This is a genomic window from Ruegeria sp. SCP10, assembly GCF_040329495.1.
Lineage (GTDB): Bacteria > Pseudomonadota > Alphaproteobacteria > Rhodobacterales > Rhodobacteraceae > Ruegeria.
Genome location: NZ_JBDZYF010000002.1, coordinates 181,631 through 198,114, shown reverse-complemented (window position 1 = coordinate 198,114; position 16,484 = coordinate 181,631). Strand labels below are relative to the sequence as shown.

General features: G+C 58.0%; 18 protein-coding genes, 1 tRNA gene and 1 riboswitch. Of the genes, 12 read left to right on the top strand and 7 right to left on the bottom strand.

The window, feature by feature from the left end:
- Positions 1 to 5: 5 nt before the first annotated feature.
- Complete coding sequence (locus ABLN87_RS07330) at positions 6 to 617, bottom strand: FMN-binding negative transcriptional regulator (protein WP_353008647.1); 612 nt, start codon at positions 615 to 617, stop codon at positions 6 to 8.
- Between the two features lie 54 nt (positions 618 to 671).
- Positions 672 to 819, top strand: a riboswitch (FMN riboswitch).
- Between the two features lie 70 nt (positions 820 to 889).
- Here ABLN87_RS07330 and ABLN87_RS07325 point away from each other — a divergent pair.
- From ABLN87_RS07325 to cobO, 5 genes are all read left to right on the top strand, one after another.
- Positions 890 to 1,330 carry a 6,7-dimethyl-8-ribityllumazine synthase gene (locus tag ABLN87_RS07325; RefSeq protein WP_353008646.1) on the top strand — a complete coding sequence of 147 codons (441 nt, stop codon included), beginning with the start codon at positions 890 to 892 and terminating at the stop codon, positions 1,328 to 1,330.
- Between the two features lie 142 nt (positions 1,331 to 1,472).
- The gene (gene aroC, locus ABLN87_RS07320) at positions 1,473 to 2,573 is read left to right on the top strand and encodes a chorismate synthase (RefSeq protein WP_353008645.1); all 1,101 of its coding nucleotides are present in this window, start codon (positions 1,473 to 1,475) and stop codon (positions 2,571 to 2,573) included.
- Positions 2,557 to 3,219 (top strand): HD domain-containing protein, encoded by a 663-nt coding sequence (locus ABLN87_RS07315; RefSeq protein ID WP_353008643.1) that lies wholly within the window; start codon positions 2,557 to 2,559, stop codon positions 3,217 to 3,219. Before aroC ends, ABLN87_RS07315 begins: the two co-directional genes overlap by 17 nt.
- 54 nt (positions 3,220 to 3,273) lie before the next feature.
- A complete protein-coding gene (locus tag ABLN87_RS07310) occupies positions 3,274 to 4,209 on the top strand; it encodes a DMT family transporter (RefSeq protein WP_353008642.1) in 936 nt (311 codons plus the stop codon).
- A gap of 57 nt (positions 4,210 to 4,266) precedes the next feature.
- Positions 4,267 to 4,866 carry a cob(I)yrinic acid a,c-diamide adenosyltransferase gene (gene cobO, locus ABLN87_RS07305; RefSeq protein WP_353008640.1) on the top strand — a complete coding sequence of 200 codons (600 nt, stop codon included), beginning with the start codon at positions 4,267 to 4,269 and terminating at the stop codon, positions 4,864 to 4,866.
- Between the two features lie 39 nt (positions 4,867 to 4,905).
- Here cobO and ABLN87_RS07300 read toward each other — a convergent pair whose 3' ends face one another.
- The 5 genes from ABLN87_RS07300 to ABLN87_RS07280 form a co-directional block, all read right to left on the bottom strand.
- Positions 4,906 to 5,127, bottom strand: a complete 222-nt coding sequence (locus tag ABLN87_RS07300) for a hypothetical protein (protein ID WP_353008639.1) — start codon at positions 5,125 to 5,127, stop codon at positions 4,906 to 4,908.
- 200 nt (positions 5,128 to 5,327) lie between these two features.
- Positions 5,328 to 6,896 carry an alkaline phosphatase D family protein gene (locus ABLN87_RS07295; protein WP_353008638.1) on the bottom strand — a complete coding sequence of 523 codons (1,569 nt, stop codon included), beginning with the start codon at positions 6,894 to 6,896 and terminating at the stop codon, positions 5,328 to 5,330.
- A gap of 134 nt (positions 6,897 to 7,030) precedes the next feature.
- Positions 7,031 to 7,396 carry an SPW repeat domain-containing protein gene (locus ABLN87_RS07290; protein WP_353008637.1) on the bottom strand — a complete coding sequence of 122 codons (366 nt, stop codon included), beginning with the start codon at positions 7,394 to 7,396 and terminating at the stop codon, positions 7,031 to 7,033.
- 109 nt (positions 7,397 to 7,505) lie between these two features.
- Positions 7,506 to 8,456 carry an AraC family transcriptional regulator gene (locus tag ABLN87_RS07285; protein WP_353008636.1) on the bottom strand — a complete coding sequence of 317 codons (951 nt, stop codon included), beginning with the start codon at positions 8,454 to 8,456 and terminating at the stop codon, positions 7,506 to 7,508.
- A 126-nt stretch (positions 8,457 to 8,582) separates the two neighbouring features.
- Positions 8,583 to 9,449, bottom strand: coding sequence for a branched-chain amino acid aminotransferase (locus ABLN87_RS07280; RefSeq protein WP_353008634.1), 867 nt, complete (start codon positions 9,447 to 9,449; stop codon positions 8,583 to 8,585).
- 159 nt (positions 9,450 to 9,608) lie between these two features.
- On the opposite strand from ABLN87_RS07280, the gene ABLN87_RS07275 reads away from it, so the two are divergent.
- The 6 genes from ABLN87_RS07275 (at position 9,609) to dxs (ending at position 14,866) form a co-directional block, all read left to right on the top strand.
- A complete protein-coding gene (locus ABLN87_RS07275) occupies positions 9,609 to 10,121 on the top strand; it encodes a MarR family winged helix-turn-helix transcriptional regulator (RefSeq protein WP_353008633.1) in 513 nt (170 codons plus the stop codon).
- Positions 10,118 to 10,819 (top strand): response regulator, encoded by a 702-nt coding sequence (locus ABLN87_RS07270; protein ID WP_353008632.1) that lies wholly within the window; start codon positions 10,118 to 10,120, stop codon positions 10,817 to 10,819. Before ABLN87_RS07275 ends, ABLN87_RS07270 begins: the two co-directional genes overlap by 4 nt.
- Before the next feature lie 69 nt (positions 10,820 to 10,888).
- Entirely contained in the window at positions 10,889 to 11,815 is a 927-nt protein-coding gene (locus ABLN87_RS07265; RefSeq protein WP_353008631.1) for a histone deacetylase family protein, read from the top strand.
- Positions 11,812 to 12,054 (top strand): exodeoxyribonuclease VII small subunit, encoded by a 243-nt coding sequence (locus ABLN87_RS07260; protein ID WP_170534025.1) that lies wholly within the window; start codon positions 11,812 to 11,814, stop codon positions 12,052 to 12,054. The genes ABLN87_RS07265 and ABLN87_RS07260 overlap by 4 nt, the downstream gene beginning before the upstream one ends.
- Positions 12,055 to 12,921, top strand: coding sequence for a polyprenyl synthetase family protein (locus ABLN87_RS07255; RefSeq protein WP_353008629.1), 867 nt, complete (start codon positions 12,055 to 12,057; stop codon positions 12,919 to 12,921).
- 16 nt (positions 12,922 to 12,937) lie between these two features.
- On the top strand, positions 12,938 to 14,866 hold the full coding sequence (gene dxs / locus ABLN87_RS07250) for a 1-deoxy-D-xylulose-5-phosphate synthase (RefSeq protein WP_353008627.1): 1,929 nt from the start codon (positions 12,938 to 12,940) through the stop codon (positions 14,864 to 14,866).
- A 532-nt stretch (positions 14,867 to 15,398) separates the two neighbouring features.
- On the opposite strand, the gene ABLN87_RS07245 is transcribed toward dxs, so the two are convergent.
- A tRNA-Thr gene (locus ABLN87_RS07245) sits at positions 15,399 to 15,474 on the bottom strand.
- A gap of 181 nt (positions 15,475 to 15,655) precedes the next feature.
- Between ABLN87_RS07245 and ABLN87_RS07240 the strand changes: the two genes are divergently transcribed.
- The gene (locus ABLN87_RS07240; protein WP_353008625.1) at positions 15,656 to 16,483 is read left to right on the top strand and encodes a helix-turn-helix domain-containing protein; all 828 of its coding nucleotides are present in this window, start codon (positions 15,656 to 15,658) and stop codon (positions 16,481 to 16,483) included.
- Position 16,484 lies beyond the last annotated feature (1 nt).

Sequence of the window (16,484 nt, the reverse complement as noted above, 5' to 3'; positions counted from 1 at the left end):
GTCTTCTACACCTCACGCATCAGCGCGGCCAGCTGATCGGTTTCAGCGCCAAACCCAGCCGCCACCTGATCCGCCGCAGCGCGCCGCACCTCATCCGGCTTGTTCTGGCCCAGTTTCCAGGTGCCCTGAATATCCTCAACCTGCATCCGGCAAGGCACGATCATCCGCATCATCCGGGTTAAAGCATCCTCTGACATCTTACCCGTGACCCAAGGGGGTTTCGGCAGCAGCTTCTGTTCGTAGAACGCAGATTGCCGGTTCAGCAGATCCAACAATTCCTCCTGCGGGCGTAACTCAAGGCGACCGATCAGATGAACCGCCACATAGTTCCAGGTTGGCACTTGATCATCCACCCCATACCAGTCGGGCGAGATATACGCATCCGGCCCCGTCACTGCGATCCGCACAGTGCGCGGTTCCTTGAGCAGCCTGACAATCGGGTTCGACCGCACCAGATGCAACTCGGCCAGCTCACCAGTCTCGTCCAGCAAAAACGGGACGTGGCTCATGATCGGCGCGGCATCGCCTGAAACAGCCAAAACGCCAAAGCCACGGTCACGGGCAAAGGTGATATGCCGGGCGCGGTCTTCAGCGCGAAATGCGGGATTGGGATGCATGAATCTCCTCCTGTCAAATCTCTTGCAGATCAGGTGGGTTCTATGCAAGGTCCCATCTGTTCTCAGGGCGGGGCGAAATTCCCCACCGGCGGTATGCGGGCAATGATCCGTAAGCCCGCGAGCGGCCCCATAGTCCGGGGTGTCAGCAGATCTGGTGAGAGGCCAGAGCCGACGGTTACAGTCCGGATGAAAGAGAACGTGCATCGTGCCGCCCAGCGGCGCGCCTGCTCGTGATCGCCTTGGGTGACGTGTCTGTAACTCAGGAGGTCCGAATGACACACACCCGCTATGCCTTCATCAAAGCCAACTGGCACTCCGATATTGTCGACCGTGCACTGGATGGGTTTCTGCAACTCATCCCCAGCGATCAGGTTGATGTCTTCGACGTTCCCGGCGCGTTCGAAATGCCCCTACTGGCCCGTGATCTGGCCCAAACCGGACGCTACGCTGCAATCGCCTGTGCGGCGTTCGTGGTGGATGGTGGCATCTACCGGCACGATTTTGTGGCCCAAGCCGTCGTTGATGGCCTGATGCGGGCCGGGCTTGACAGCGGCATCCCCGTCCTATCGGTCTCATTGACACCGCATCAGTATCAGGAAACCGACCACCACAATGCCATCTATCGCGACCACTTCGTGCAAAAAGGCCGCGAGGCTGCACACGCTGCGCTTGCTATCATCAAAACCCGCCAGTCCTTGAAAGCGCAAACCTGATCCACTTCATCTGGCCAAAAATATCCCGGGGGTGAATTGAGCCAACGGCTCAAGAGGGGGCTGGCCCCCTCCCCCTTATCCGAAATCCGCTTGAGGCCAAGCCCTGTGCCCGCTAATCACAACGCTCAAAGGAGCATGCCCCATGTCGATGAACAGCTTTGGACACCTCTTCCGCGTCACCACCTGGGGTGAAAGCCATGGGCCCGCATTGGGTGCCACCGTTGATGGCTGCCCTCCGGGTGTGGCAATCGACGCAGCGATGATCCAACACTGGCTCGACAAGCGCAAACCAGGGCAGAACAAATTCACCACCCAGCGGCGCGAACCCGATCAGGTGAAAATTCTGTCTGGCGTGTTCGAAGGTCAGACCACCGGCACGCCCGTTCAGCTGATGATCGAGAACACGGACCAGCGCTCGAAGGACTACGGCGATATTATCGACAAGTTTCGTCCTGGCCATGCCGATATCACCTACTGGCAGAAATACGGCATCCGCGACTATCGCGGCGGCGGGCGCAGTTCGGCGCGCGAAACCGCCTCGCGCGTCGCTGCCGGAGGCTTGGCGCGCCAAGCGATCAAACAAATCGCGCCCAATGTGCAGATCACCGGCTACATGACCCAGATCGGCCCGCACAGGATCGACCACGCCAATTTCGACTGGTCGCAGATAGAACAGAACCCCTTCTGGACACCTGACGCCCAAGCCGCCGAGGACTGGGCCACCTATCTGGACGACCTGCGCAAGTCCGGCAACTCGGTCGGCGCGATTGTCGAAGTCGTCGCGCGCGGTGTCCCCGCCGGGCTGGGCGCGCCGATTTACGCTAAGTTAGACACTGATCTGGCCGCTGCGATGATGTCGATCAATGCGGTCAAAGGCGTTGAAATTGGAGAAGGCATGGCCGCCGCTGAACTGACCGGCGAGGCCAATGCAGATGAGATTTTCATGGGCCAGAACGGCCCCCAATACAGCTCGAACCATGCGGGCGGCATTCTGGGCGGCATCTCGACCGGACAGGACATCGTGGTGCGCTTTGCGGTCAAACCGACCTCATCGATTTTGACCACGCGCAAGACGATCACAAAATCCGGCGAGGAAACCGAGATCATCACCAAAGGACGCCACGACCCATGCGTCGGAATCCGAGCCGTGCCGGTAGGCGAGGCGATGATGGCCTGTGTGATCCTGGATCACCTGCTGTTGCATCGCGGCCAGATCGGCGAGAACCGTGGCCATATTGGCTGATCTCCGCACCCGGCTGCGCGGCATCGTCGCGCAGCGCATGCAGGCTGATCCTGCCCATGATCTGGCGCATCTGGACCGCGTCTGGCGCAACGCACAGGCTATCGCAGATGATCAGGCCAATATGCAGGTTCTCATGGCCGCGTGCTATCTGCACGATCTGGTCAACCTGCCGAAAAACGATCCGAACCGGCATCTCGCATCTCGTAAATCGGCACAAGTATCAGAGTCTATATTGGACGATTTGGGCTTTGATGACCCGTCGATCCATGCAACGCAACATGCCATCGAATCTCACAGCTACTCGGCCAATATCCCGCCTCGCTCGTCCGAGGCCCGCATCCTGCGCGATGCGGATCGCCTCGATGCGCTTGGGGCAATTGGGATTGCCCGGTGTTTCACTGTGGCCGGTGCTCTGGACCGGACGCTTTATGATCTTGATGATCCATTTGCAGAAAACCGCAATCTGGACGATCTGAAGTTCGCGATCGACCATTGGAAGATCAAACTGCTCGATCTTCCGGCGGGGATGCTAACGCAGGGCGGGCGGGATCTGGCGACCACGCGTGTATCAGTGATGCTTGAATATCTTGAGGCCCTGGCAGAGGAAATCGGCCACCCCGTTCCAGATCACTGGAAATCTGCATAATTGGTACAATCTCGTCGTTGATCTTTCCGCACCAAAGGCGCAGGTTCGCCGCACATGGCACAATCCTTAACATCGCATCGACCCATGCTTGCCGTGGGTCTGAAACTGGCCGCGCTGGTGCTGTTCACCTCGATGTCGGCGCTGGTCAAAGCCCTGTCCGAGGATTTCCCGCCGGGTGAACTGGTCTTTTTCCGCTCGCTCTTTGCCGTTCCGGTGATCATTGCCTGGCTGATCTGGCGTGGAGAGTTGGCACAAGGCTTTGTGGTCAAAAAACCCATGGGTCATTTCTGGCGCGGCGTGCTGGGCACCAGCGCCATGGGCCTGACCTTTACCGGCCTCAGCCTGCTGCCGCTGCCCGAGGTCACCGCAATCGGCTATGCCACCCCGATCTTCACCCTGATTCTGGCCGCCGTCATGCTGGGCGAGCGTATTCGCATGATCCGCATCGGCGCTGTGGCACTGGGGTTGTTGGGGGTTTTGATCATGATCTGGCCCCGGCTGGGCAGCACCCAAATGGAAATGGCCGCAACCATAGGCGCGCTATGCGTCCTGGGCGCAACGCTGGCCCGCGCCTTTGTTCAAATCCATATCCGCCAACTAGTTAAGGTCGATCATCCCGCCGCCATCGTGTTCTATTTTTCGATGACCGCGACGCTACTCTCCTCGTTGACCGCGTTCTGGGGATGGACGATGCCGACCCTGAATCAGACTCTAATACTGATTGCAATGGGCCTTGTCGGCGGGGTGGCGCAAATTCTGGTGACCTCATCCTATCGGTTCGGGCAAGCCTCAATGCTGGCGCCGTATGACTACACCACAATGCTTTTTGCCATCTTCATTGGCTATGTCTGGTTTGATGAACTGCCAACACTGGCCATTCTGCTGGGGGCTACTCTGGTGATCGCGGGCAATGTGGTCGTGATTTGGCGCGAGCATCAGCTTGGGCTGGAACGCGGCAAGGCCCGTTCGGTAACGGACCCCAAAGCCTGATCTTTACCTTTCGCAAACTTCGCCTAGGTTGGGCGGAACAATCAACGAGGGTGCCCCATGAGCGACGCGCAGGATCACAAGGAAAAGATGCAGAAGGTGCAGGCCAAGCACCGCAAGAAAGTGTCCGAGGCGGTCGATCCGGGGCGCGGCCTGGTTCTGATCAATACTGGCAAGGGTAAGGGCAAGTCCTCGGCCGCCTTTGGTGTTGTGATCCGTGCGCTGGGCTGGGGGCAAAAGGTTGCCGTTGTTCAGTTCATCAAAGGCAAGTGGAAGACGGGCGAGCGCCGGTTCTTTCAAGACCGCGATCTGGTGACGTGGCACACGATGGGCGAAGGCTTTACCTGGGACACACAAGATCGCGAACGCGATATTGCCGCCGCTACCGCCGCCTTTGACAAGGCATGCGATCTGATGGCTGGCGGGGATTATGATCTGGTCGTGCTGGACGAGATTAATATCGCGCTGCGGTATGAATACCTGCCGGTCGAACGTGTACTAGACGGTCTCAAGGCGCGGTCGGATAAGACTAGCGTTTGCCTGACGGGCCGCGACGCGCCGCAAGCACTGCGTGACTATGCCGATCTGGTCACTGAAATGACCGAAGAAAAACACCCTTTCCAATCAGGCATCAAGGCACAGCGTGGCGTTGATTACTAAGGGGTTTCGTGACGGGCAGGATGTGAGGGCACACCTGCCTTATTCGAAGCGCCTTAGAAGTACATTTTCAAAGATATAGCGTATCGAATCCGTGCGGCTGGTGGCGTTTTCGGGCAATGTCACGTCCTCGGGCCGTTCAGAAATCGCGTTCTCGCGTTTCGTGCAGTCGAAATAAGCCGCAAAGTCAGTGTCGCAGCAGCTGCAGCCACAAGCGGTTGCAGCGTCATGCCGTGCAATGATCTCTTCAAGCGGATCGCCCATGCCAGAACCCTACGCGGTCGTTTTCGGAGCGGCGGCACGCCATCACCAAGTTGCGCGCTATGCCTGCAAACCACCCCGAAACCTATGGCCGGACGAGGTACAATCCGGCGTTGGTTTTTATCTGACTGTTTTTGTCGATTATTTCAAGGAAAAAACGCCCTCGAAAAACAACGAGGGCGCAAGTCACAGGGAAACAAGTCTCAGATGGACTGACCTTGCGGATCCAAAGTCACCGACCAAAGCTCGGTATCTGCACGATCCATCAGGCGCACCGTCATCTGTTGCGTGCCGCCATCAATGTCGACCAGACCAAAGAACTGCAAACCAGCGCTTGGGGGAAGGTTGACGCCCTGCCCTTCGGCGGGGGCTTTGACAAATTTTACCTCGGGACCGAACGTGCCATCCAGCGCATTCGGGCCAAAGGTTCCCGCGTGGAGAGGACCAGACACAAACTCCCAAAACGGTTCAAAATCTTGGAATTGAGCTTTGTCAGGGTCATAGTAGTGCGCCGCGGTATAGTGCACGTCCGCGGTGAACCAGACAGTGTTGGTGACGCCTGCAGTTTTGATGAACCGCAGCAGATCGGCAATCTCTAACTCGCGCCCCTTGGCTGGTCCACTATCACCGTTCGAGATCGCCTCCGCCCCGGCCTGTTCCTTCCAGTTGTCCCAGACAATCAAGCCAATCGGCATGTCCGAGGCGATGACTTTCCAGGTCGCTTGTGATGCTGCAAGCTCGCGCTTTAGCCAATCCAACTGTGCCGCGCCCAGAATGCGGGACTGGTCGGTGATCTCATCTTCCATCGCCGGGCCGTTCGGGCCGCGATAGCTGCGAAGATCCAGGAAGAACACGTCCAGCATAGGACCGTACGATATCTTGCGATAAACCCGACCGGGTTCAGCCGGTGTGATCCGCAGCGGCGTCATCTCATGAAAGGCACGACCCGCGCGGGCTTGCAGAACATGCACCGATTTCTCGGAATACCGGTCATCGGAAATCAGGTCTTTGGCATCCGACCAGTTGTTCACCACCTCATGGTCATCCCACTGGAAAAAGGTCGGGCATACCGCATTCATCGCCCGCACATGTTCGTCCATCATGTTGTATTTCCACTGGGCGCGGAATTCATCCAACGATTCCGCAACCTTGCGTTTCTCGTCAATCAAGGTGGCGTTCCTCCAGATCACTTGCCCGTCTTTTTCAACCTCGTCCTGCATCGGGCCATCGGCATAAACCGTATCGCCAGAATGGATGAAGAAATCGGGCCGGTGCTGGCTCATGGTCGCATAGGTGCGCATTCCATCGTCGTCGATGCCCCAGCCCTGACCGGCGGTATCCCCTGACCAAGCAAACCGAATATTGCGGCGTGCGGTCGGCGCGGTGCGGAATTGGCCAATAATAGGCTCTGATATGGTGTTGATATCGCTCAGATCAGCGGCCACAAAACGATAGAATATATCCTGATCCGAGGGGAGCCCATCGATAAGACGCTTAACCGCAAAGTCGCTGTTTGGGATGGCATCCATTGGCGGTAATTGGCGGGCATCAGAAAAGCTCTCGGTGGTCGAAACCTCCATCATCACGCGCGCCGGGCGATCTGTACGGGTCCAGATCATGCCAGAGCTTGTGTCCACATCGCCCGACTGAACGCCATGGGTAAACACCGGGCGCGAAGCGGCGCGGCTGATCGCTGGCATCGACAGCGAGGCTGCGGCAGCGGTGCTGCCAGCCAGAAACATGCGGCGGTTGAGGCGAAGGAATTTGGTCATGGGGGCTCTCCTGTCTGGACACCTGTTCGAAGGCGCGCGATTGGTAAGCCGCAGTGAGCCGCCCATTTGTAAAACGGAAGGCTCAGTTTCTTGAAACTATCACGATGATATTGTGAAGCCCTGTGGATAACTGCTCAGGCAGCTACGCGTTGCTCGGGTGCGCTGAGCGAGATAACCGCGACGACTGCAGCCCCGTTCAGCCAGTAGAATGCTGCGTCCAGACCCGAAAACCCAAACATGCTGGGTGCAAACAGGAATGTAATGCCGACCAGCAGATCGACAGCCAGATGAAATTTGTAGGGCAACACGCGCCAGATGCCGAGGTGGTGATCCGTCAGGACAGTCAGCACGAAGGCTGCCGCCCCGGTGACGACAGACAGCCACAAAGCCAGCGGATTTGATTGACCCAGTCCAAGCACGAAGGGCAGCACCATCAGGGCGATAGCGACAGGATAGTCCAGATACGCGTGGACGGAGCGAGTGACAAAGCGAACAGACATTGCGATTTCCTTTCCTGGGTTGGTATGGCCCCAAGTTAGGTGCAGGTAGTTGGTCGCAGAATTCCGGATCGTACGCGAAATGGTGCAGATCGTTCAGAAACCTGATCGATCAGTGCATCGATCGATAGGCTGCCGGGGATAGGCCGATCTGTTTCTTGAACACTCGGGAAAAGGCGGCTTCGGAAGCATATCCAACCTCTGCCGCCGCATCAGCCACATTCCAGCGCGCCTCGGTCAGGCCATGGCAGGCGATTTGCATGCGCCAATCGGTCAGATATTGCATTGGCGTGGTCGCCATCTTCACAGCAAAAAGCTGCGCGAAGGCAGTGCGTGACATCCCCGCCTCGCGCGCCAGAGACTCAACGCTCCATTCCTGAGCGGGCGCTTGATGAAATGCAGTCAAAGCGCGCGAGATACGAGGGTCAGCAAACCCCGCAAGGGCCGAATCCGTAGGGCTTTGATGTTCAAGATGGGCGCGGATCGCCTGCGCAAACAGCGCTTCCGATAGTTTCAGTGCGATCAAGTCACCGCCAATCCGCGCACCGCTAACCTCAGACCCGATCATGCGAAGCGTGGCTTCGATCCAGGCCCCGGCCTCTTCGCCATAGTTCTCGATCAGGATGTAAGGCGGCAGGCGGTCGATCAGCATATGGCCAGTACCTTGGCGCCCCGGCGGACCTGTGAATGAGAAATGGCCGCAGATCAGCTGAGTGTCACGCCCGGTCTCTTCACCGCCATAAACCAGCACACCATCCCCCTGATAGCCCGACTCCTCCAGCACTTGTTCAAGCGGCAACGCATCGACCGGTTGGACCTCGTTGCATAACAATGCATGGGCAGAACCGTGGGAGATCAGGATTAGGTCGCCTTGCTTAAGACGCACAGTTTCGCCTGTGCTAGAGACAAATACCTTCAACTCACCCCGTTGCACAAAGTGGAAGCGCGCCACATTCTGATAGGACGGCACCTGGACACCGAAGGGTGGCGTGAAAGAGGTTCGGAAGTAGAACGTTCCCCTTAGGGACAGGCGTGTCAGGATATCGCTCAGCAGGTCTAGCATGGGTGTAACCTACAGCGGCCCGTGCATTCGTCCAGCTGTCTGAACGATCTGCACAAGAACTTGAACGATGCGCAAAGAAAAACCCCCGCCTTACGCGAGGGTTCAGGGCTGATGCGTCAACGTTGCTTAGGCGCGCACCAGTTTCTCATAGTCTTCGGCGATCTCACGCGTGATGTCGCCCACCTCAAACGTGTAGTCACCGATTTGGCCTACAGGCGTGACCTCGGCCGCTGTCCCGGTCAGCCAACACTGTTCAAAATCCGCCATTTCTTCGGGCTTGATGCGGCGTTCATGGACGGTCAGACCTTTGTCTTTCAGCATCTGGATAACGGTTTGACGGGTGATACCATTCAGAAAGCAATCGGCCAGCGGAGTGTGCACTTCCCCGTCCTTGACGAAGAACACGTTCGCACCGGTTGCTTCGGCCACATAGCCGCGCCAGTCCATGAACAGCGCGTCGGAACACCCCTTGGCTTCGGCCTTGTGCTTTGAGATCGTGCAGATCATGTACAGGCCTGCCGCTTTGGCGTGCACCGGGATGGTTTCAGGGCTGGGGCGCTTCCATTCTGCGATATCCAGCTTGGCACCCTGCATCTTGGCATCGCCATAATAGGCACCCCAAGGCCAGACCGCGATGGCCATGCGCACCGGGTTCTTGGCCGAGGCGACACCCATATCCTCACCCGAGCCGCGCCAGACCAGCGCTCGCACATAAGCGTCCGTCAGACCGCTGGCTTTCAGCGCTTCTTCCTTGGCGGCTTCGATATCATCGACCGAATAGGGCATAGGCATATCCAAAGCCTCTGCCGAGGCGATCAGACGCTTGGAATGTTCGCGGCTTTTGAAGATTTTGCCGTTATAGGCACGCTCACCTTCGAACACCGAGGACGCATAGTGCATCGCGTGGGTTAGAATATGTACGTTCGCCTCACGCCATGGAACCAGCTTGCCATCCAGCCAGATAGTGCCATCACGATCATCATACCCCGCCATGCGAAACCTCCAGCCTTGGGTTGAATTTCCGATTGTTGCGCTATTTAGGACCGATGCGGACACAATCTTGCGCAAAAACTGCGATTCGATACCTGTCTGCCCTTGGAATGTCAATAACGCTGACATAAACTCGGAGCCGTGTAACGCATGAGGCATGATATGTCCGAAATCCGCCCCGCCCCGAAGTTTGGGGGCGAAAGCCTGTTGTTTCTTACTGATGAGCAGTTGCGACAGGGGATCGAGGCCATGTTTTTTGCCTATCGCGGCTTTACTGCTGATCCTGATCGCATCCTGTCCGAGATGTCATATGGCCGCGCCCACCATCGGGCGATCCATTTCGTCAATCGGGCGCCGGGGACCACGGTGAACAACCTGCTGGCTATTCTCGGGGTAACAAAGCAATCCCTGAACCGTGTACTACGGACATTGATCGAGGATGGTATGGTCGAAAGCCGGGTTGGAACCGTGGACAAGCGCGAGCGGCATCTGTTCCTGACCGAAAAAGGCCATGCGCTAGAGGCGACATTGTCCGATGCCCAGCGCGCCCGGATGCGTGCCGCGTATAAGGATGCGGGGCCCGAAGCCGTCGCTGGATTTCGTAAAGTTCTTGAAGCGATGATGGATGCTGATATGCGTCATGCTTACACGAAGTTGCGGGATACGACCTCATGAACGATATGGACGCCCATCTGCTGATCGTCGACGATGACGAGCGCATCCGCGATCTGTTGAAGAAGTTTCTGATGCGGAACGGGTTTCTGGTGACCGCGGCCCGCGATGCGGCCCATGCGCGGCGGGTTCTGTCCGGGCTGGATTTCGACATGATCGTACTGGATGTGATGATGCCGGGCGAAGATGGGGTGAGCCTGACCAAGGCGCTGCGCGAAACGCACAGCACTCCGATCCTGCTGCTGACTGCGCGGGGGGAAACCGAGCATCGGATTGCAGGATTGGAAGCCGGGGCTGATGACTATCTGGCCAAACCGTTTGAGCCAAAAGAGCTGTTGCTTCGGATCAATGCGATTCTGCGGCGTATGCCCGAAACGCCTGCTCAGGATACCGCCGCAAAGATCCTGACGCTGGGGCCGATCCGGTATGACATCGAACGTGGTGAGATGTGGCAGGGCGAAGATCCCGTGCGCCTGACCGCGACTGAGAGCCAGTTGATGAAGATTTTCTCGGCCCAGCCGGGGGAACCGATCAGCCGGGCCAAACTGGTCGAGGATTTGGGCCGTGACAAAGGACAGGCGCAGGAACGCGCGGTGGATGTGCAGATCACACGGTTACGTCGCAAAATCGAGCAGGATCCGAAGCAGCCTCGGTACCTGCAGACGGTTCGGGGTGCCGGATATATGCTGGCGCCGGATTGATTTAGCCGCGGCGCGGCGATTTTATGCCTTCGGCGAGGATATTTTTAGCCAGATGAACAGGGGATCCCGATGAAGACTGCCTTGCTGACCCATGCCGATTGTCTGGGACATGTGACGCCGGATGGACATCCCGAGCGGGCGGCGCGGTTAGAGCATATTCTTCATGCGCTGGAGCCTTTGGATCTGGATCGCAGAACAGCGCCGATGGCGGCAGATGATGATCTATTGCGGATTCACCCTGAAGACTACATCCGGGATATTCGCGCGGCGCGCCCGGCGGAAGGGTATGCGCAGATTGATGGGGATACTTTTGTGTCTCCGGGCTCGGTCGATGCGGCCTATCGCGCCGCGGGCGCTGTGGTGCGTGCGGTTGATCTGGTGCTTGGGGGTGAGGTTCCGAACGCGTTTTGTGCCATTCGCCCACCAGGCCATCACGCAGAAACCGATAAGGCGATGGGGTTTTGCCTGTTCGGCAATGCGGCGCTGGCAGCGAAACATGCGCTGGATCATCACGGGTTAAGCCGCGTCGCCGTTGTTGATTTCGATGTGCATCATGGCAATGGCACGCAGGATCTGCTGTGGGACGAGAAACGCGCGTTGGTGATTACCAGTCAGCAGATGCCCCTGTGGCCCGGATCGGGACGACCGGATGAGACCGGCGCATATGAAACCATTGTGAACATACCACTGGCCCCCGGTACGGGTGGGTTTGAGATGCGGGCGGCTTATGAAACGCAGGCGTTTTCGCATCTGCGGGCGTTCAGGCCCGAGTTGATCATCATCTCAGCCGGGTTTGACGCCCATCAGGACGATCCGCTGGCCAATCTGAACTGGTCCACCGGCGATTTTGCATGGGTCACGGCGGAACTGTGCAAGATCGCCGATGAGGTTTGTGAGGGCCGTATCGTCTCGACTCTGGAAGGCGGGTATGATCTGAACGCACTGGCCGAGGCGACACGCGCCCATGTGGAAGAACTGATGAAGGCAGCACAATGACCGATACTCCCGTTGAACAGATGACGTTTGAACAGGCGATGAAAGAGCTTGAGGCCGTAGTCGGACAACTGGAACGCGGCGACGTGGCGCTGGATCAGTCGATCGCGCTCTATGAGCGCGGGGCTGCCTTGAAGAAACGCTGTGAAGATGAGTTGAAGCGGGCCGAAGAGAAGGTTGCCGCGATCACTTTGGACGCGGGCGGCCAGCCAACCGGGACGACACCTGTCGACGGTCAGTAAATGTTTCGGGGAAGGCTGGCACAGGACGCCGCGCAGATTCAGGCGCAGTTTGACCATGTGCTGAAGGGCTTCGATGATTTCGACGTGACGCGGGCCATGGGCTATGCCACCCGGGGCGGCAAGCGGTTGCGTGGGTTTTTGGTGCTGGAAAGCGCCCGCCTGCATGACGTGGACGAGGCCCACGCCATTTGGCCCGCCACAGCGATTGAGGCATTGCATGCCTATTCTTTGGTCCACGACGATCTGCCCTGCATGGATGATGATGACCTGCGGCGCGGGCGCCCCACGACCCATGTAAAATGGGATGAGGGAACGGCGGTTCTGGCCGGGGACGCGCTGCAGACCCTGGCCTTTGAGCTGTGCACACGCCCAGAGGTGGGCAATGCCGAAATTCGCGCGGATCTGGCCTTGTCGCTGGCCAAAGCCAGCGGTGCGCAGGGCATGGTTATGGGTCAGGCTCTGGACATCGCTGCTGAATCGGCGGCCAAGCCTTTGTCGCTTGAGGAGATCACCCATTTGCAAGCAGGCAAAACTGGTGCTTTGATCGAATGGTCTGCCTGCGCCGGCGCGCGTCTGGCACAAGCTGATCCGTCCGCCTTGCGCCAATATGCCCAAGCCCTTGGCCTTGCTTTTCAAATTGCAGATGACATCTTGGATGTAGAAGGTGATGCGGAGCGCGCCGGGAAACGGCTGCAGAAAGATGCGGATGCGGGCAAAGCCACGTTTGTGTCGCTGCTGGGGTTGGGACCGGCCAAAACCCGTGCGGCAGAACTGGTGGATCAGGCTTGCGCCGCGCTGGATGGATATGGACCGAGGGCCGAAACCTTGAAGGATGCCGCCCGCTTCGTTATTGCCCGGGACAGCTAAGTCAGGAACGCGCTAAATGTCTGATCGTCCGAACACGCCTCTGCTGGACCTTGTGAATCGTCCTGCTGACCTCAAGCAGTTTTCGGACGCGCAGTTGCATCAGGTGGCGCTGGAGTTGCGGACCGAGACGATTTCCGCCGTGTCCGTCACCGGCGGCCATCTGGGTGCGGGACTGGGCGTTGTGGAACTGACGACGGCGCTGCACGCAGTCTTCGACACGCCGCGCGACAAGATTGTCTGGGATGTAGGGCACCAGTGCTATCCGCATAAGATCCTGACAGAACGTCGGGATCGTATCCGCACCCTGCGGATGAAAGATGGCCTCAGCGGCTTCACCAAACGCAGCGAAAGCCCCTATGATCCGTTTGGCGCGGCCCATTCAAGTACGTCTATTAGCGCAGCGCTCGGCTTTGCGGTTGCGCGCGATCTGGGTGGCGTGACGCCTGAGGGGCTGGGTGAGGCGATTGCGGTGATCGGCGATGGGTCGATGTCGGCGGGCATGGCCTTTGAGGCGATGAACAATGCGGGCCACCTCAAAAAGCGCCTGATCGTGATTCTGAACGACAATGAGATGAGCATTGCCCCTCCGGTGGGTGCGCTGTCCAACTACCTATCGCGCATCTATGCCGAGGAACCGTTTCACGATCTGAAAGCCGCTGCTAAGGGTGCGGTGTCGCTGCTGCCTGAGCCGTTCCGCGAGGGGGCCAAGCGCGCCAAGGAGATGCTGAAAGGCATGGCCGTTGGCGGCACTTTGTTTGAAGAGCTTGGCTTTTCCTATCTCGGTCCGATCGACGGGCATGATCTTGACCAATTGCTGCCGGTGCTCCGCACGGTCAAAGCGCGTGCGACGGGTCCGATCCTGATTCACGTTCTGACCAAGAAGGGCAAAGGCTACGCCCCCGCCGAGCAAGCCCGCGACAAGGGCCACGCCACCGCCAAGTTCGATGTGGTGACGGGTGAGCAGAAAAAGGCGCCATCGAACGCGCCGTCCTATACCTCGGTCTTTGGCAAGACGTTGGTGGATGAGGCCGCGCGCGATGACAAGATCGTCGCCGTCACGGCGGCGATGCCAGACGGCACCGGGTTGAACCTGTTTGCGGAACGCTATCCCTCGCGCTGTTTCGATGTGGCGATTGCGGAGCAGCACGGGGTGACCTTCTCGGCCGCGCTGGCGGCAGGAGGGATGAAACCCTTCTGCGCGATCTATTCGACTTTCTTACAGCGCGGATACGATCAGGTCGTGCATGACGTCGCCATCCAACGCTTGCCTGTTCGCTTTGCCATCGACCGCGCCGGGCTGGTCGGTGCCGATGGCGCGACTCACGCGGGGTCCTTTGACATTGCCTACCTGTCAAACCTGCCAGGTATGGTTGTCATGGCCGCTGCAGATGAGGCGGAACTGATGCATATGGTGGCCACCGCAGTCGCACATGACGAAGGCCCCATCGCCTTTCGCTATCCACGTGGCGAAGGTGTGGGCATTGACTTGCCCGAACGCGGAGAGGTGCTGGAGATCGGCAAGGGCCGCATGATCCAGGAAGGCGCGCGCGTGGCTTTTCTATCCTTTGGCACACGCCTCGCAGAGGTGCAGAAAGCCGCCGAGTCGCTGGCCGCGCGGGGGATCACGCCCACCATCGCCGATGCCCGTTTCGCCAAACCACTGGACCGCGATCTGATTCTGGGTCTGGTGGAAACGCACGAGGCGCTGATCACTATTGAAGAAGGCGCTGTGGGCGGGTTCGGCAGCCACGTCGCGCAATTGTTGGCGGATGAAGGGGTGTTTGATCGGGGCCTGAAGTACCGATCAATGGTTTTGCCCGACATCTTTGTCGATCAGGCCAGCCCGGCAGATATGTATGCCGTGGCAGGTATGAATGCCGAACATATCGAGGCGAAAGTCCTGGATGTTCTGGGCGTCGCATCGATCGGAGAAAAGCGCGCGTAAGCGCTAGGCTGAGCTGGGTGCAACGCTCGCAGGCTTATCTGCGACCGCCAATGCCATCGTTTTGCTTCTCATGGAGCACGCTATGAAAAAGAGCTTTGATTTCCGATTGGTCTAGGCCCCCATCGAAACGTTCGTTCTAAGATGAGTCCGGAGCAAGATTTCCCGGTATGGAAATACGGACTGATTTGTTTTCCAACCATTGGTTCAGAAGCGACTTAATCGACATTGTTAAACTCCAGCGCGTGTATTTCTTAATCAATGAGGTCGCTGCGGGTCGTTTCCGAACCGTGAGGGGGAACTGGCTCAAGGAAATTTTGTGAGTGAGCGGAACCCGCAGCGACACGGCGCATTTACGAGTTTTATTTGACCGTGAAAGGTATGGAATTCCGCCAGTTTTTGCGTTTGTTGACCGGTCAGTCAAAATTTTCGTTGGCAAGCTTACGTTTACGTCAACTTCCTAACCAAACGGTCTTAAATTCGGACGTTGCGTCACATTTGTTCGATCGCTTCGGTGAACACTTCAGCCAGTTTTTGGTGCCGCTGAAGGGACTCGAACCCCCGACCCCATCATTACGAATGACGTGCTCTACCAGCTGAGCTACAGCGGCACCTTTGGTCGCCCTGACAGGATACGCCTGGGTGCGGAGCGTCATTTAGACCGTCATGATCGCGCCTGCAAGTCCAGATGCATATGCTGGAGAAATCAGCGGGTGCCTTGGTTTGTGAAAGTTCTGTAAAGAAGTCGAACTTGGATTGATCGATCATCATTATTTCGATAATTCATGAAATATGATAGAAAGAATCACAGATCAGCTGGCCATTCTGGGCCACTCACAACGCATCACCGTGTTTCGCATGTTAATGCGTCGGTTTCCTGACACCGTGCCGGCAGGTGAGCTGGCATCTGAGCTGGATATCAAGCCCAGTACCATGTCGAACTATCTGAACGCGCTGCAACGGTCCGGGTTGGTGACACAGCAACGTTCTGGCACGTCGCTGCTCTACTCCATCGACATGAAGAAGGTGCAGGGGATGCTGGATTTCCTGATCGTCGATTGCTGCCGGGGGCGGCCCGATCTCTGTATGCCTTCAACAAAAGGAAAAGGCGAGATGACAGACCGCAAGTTCAATGTCCTGTTTCTGTGCGTGGGAAATTCTGCGCGCTCGATCTTTGCTGAATCGCTGCTGCGCCAGATGGGTGGGGATCGGTTCACAGTCTATTCCGCAGGAACGCAACCCGCGTCCGAGCTGAACCCATTTGCCGTGCAGGTCTTGCACGATAAGGGTCACGATACCTCGGTTCTGCGTTCAAAGCATATGTCCGAGTTCGCCACGGCTGAGGCACCACAGATGGATTTTGTCTTTACCGTCTGTAACAGGGCAGCAAACGAGGAATGCCCCGCCTGGGAGGGCCAACCGATCAGCGGCCATTGGGGCATGGAAGACCCAGTCAAAGCAACCGGAACAGATGCCGAGAAAAGCCTAGCTTTCCAAACCGCATATGGCGCGCTGAAGCACCGGATCGAAGCTTTCACCTCTTTGCCAGTCGAAAGCCTTGACCGGATCGCATTGCAAACCGCTGTCGATGAGATCGGCAGATCGCCTGTCGGGGACTGAT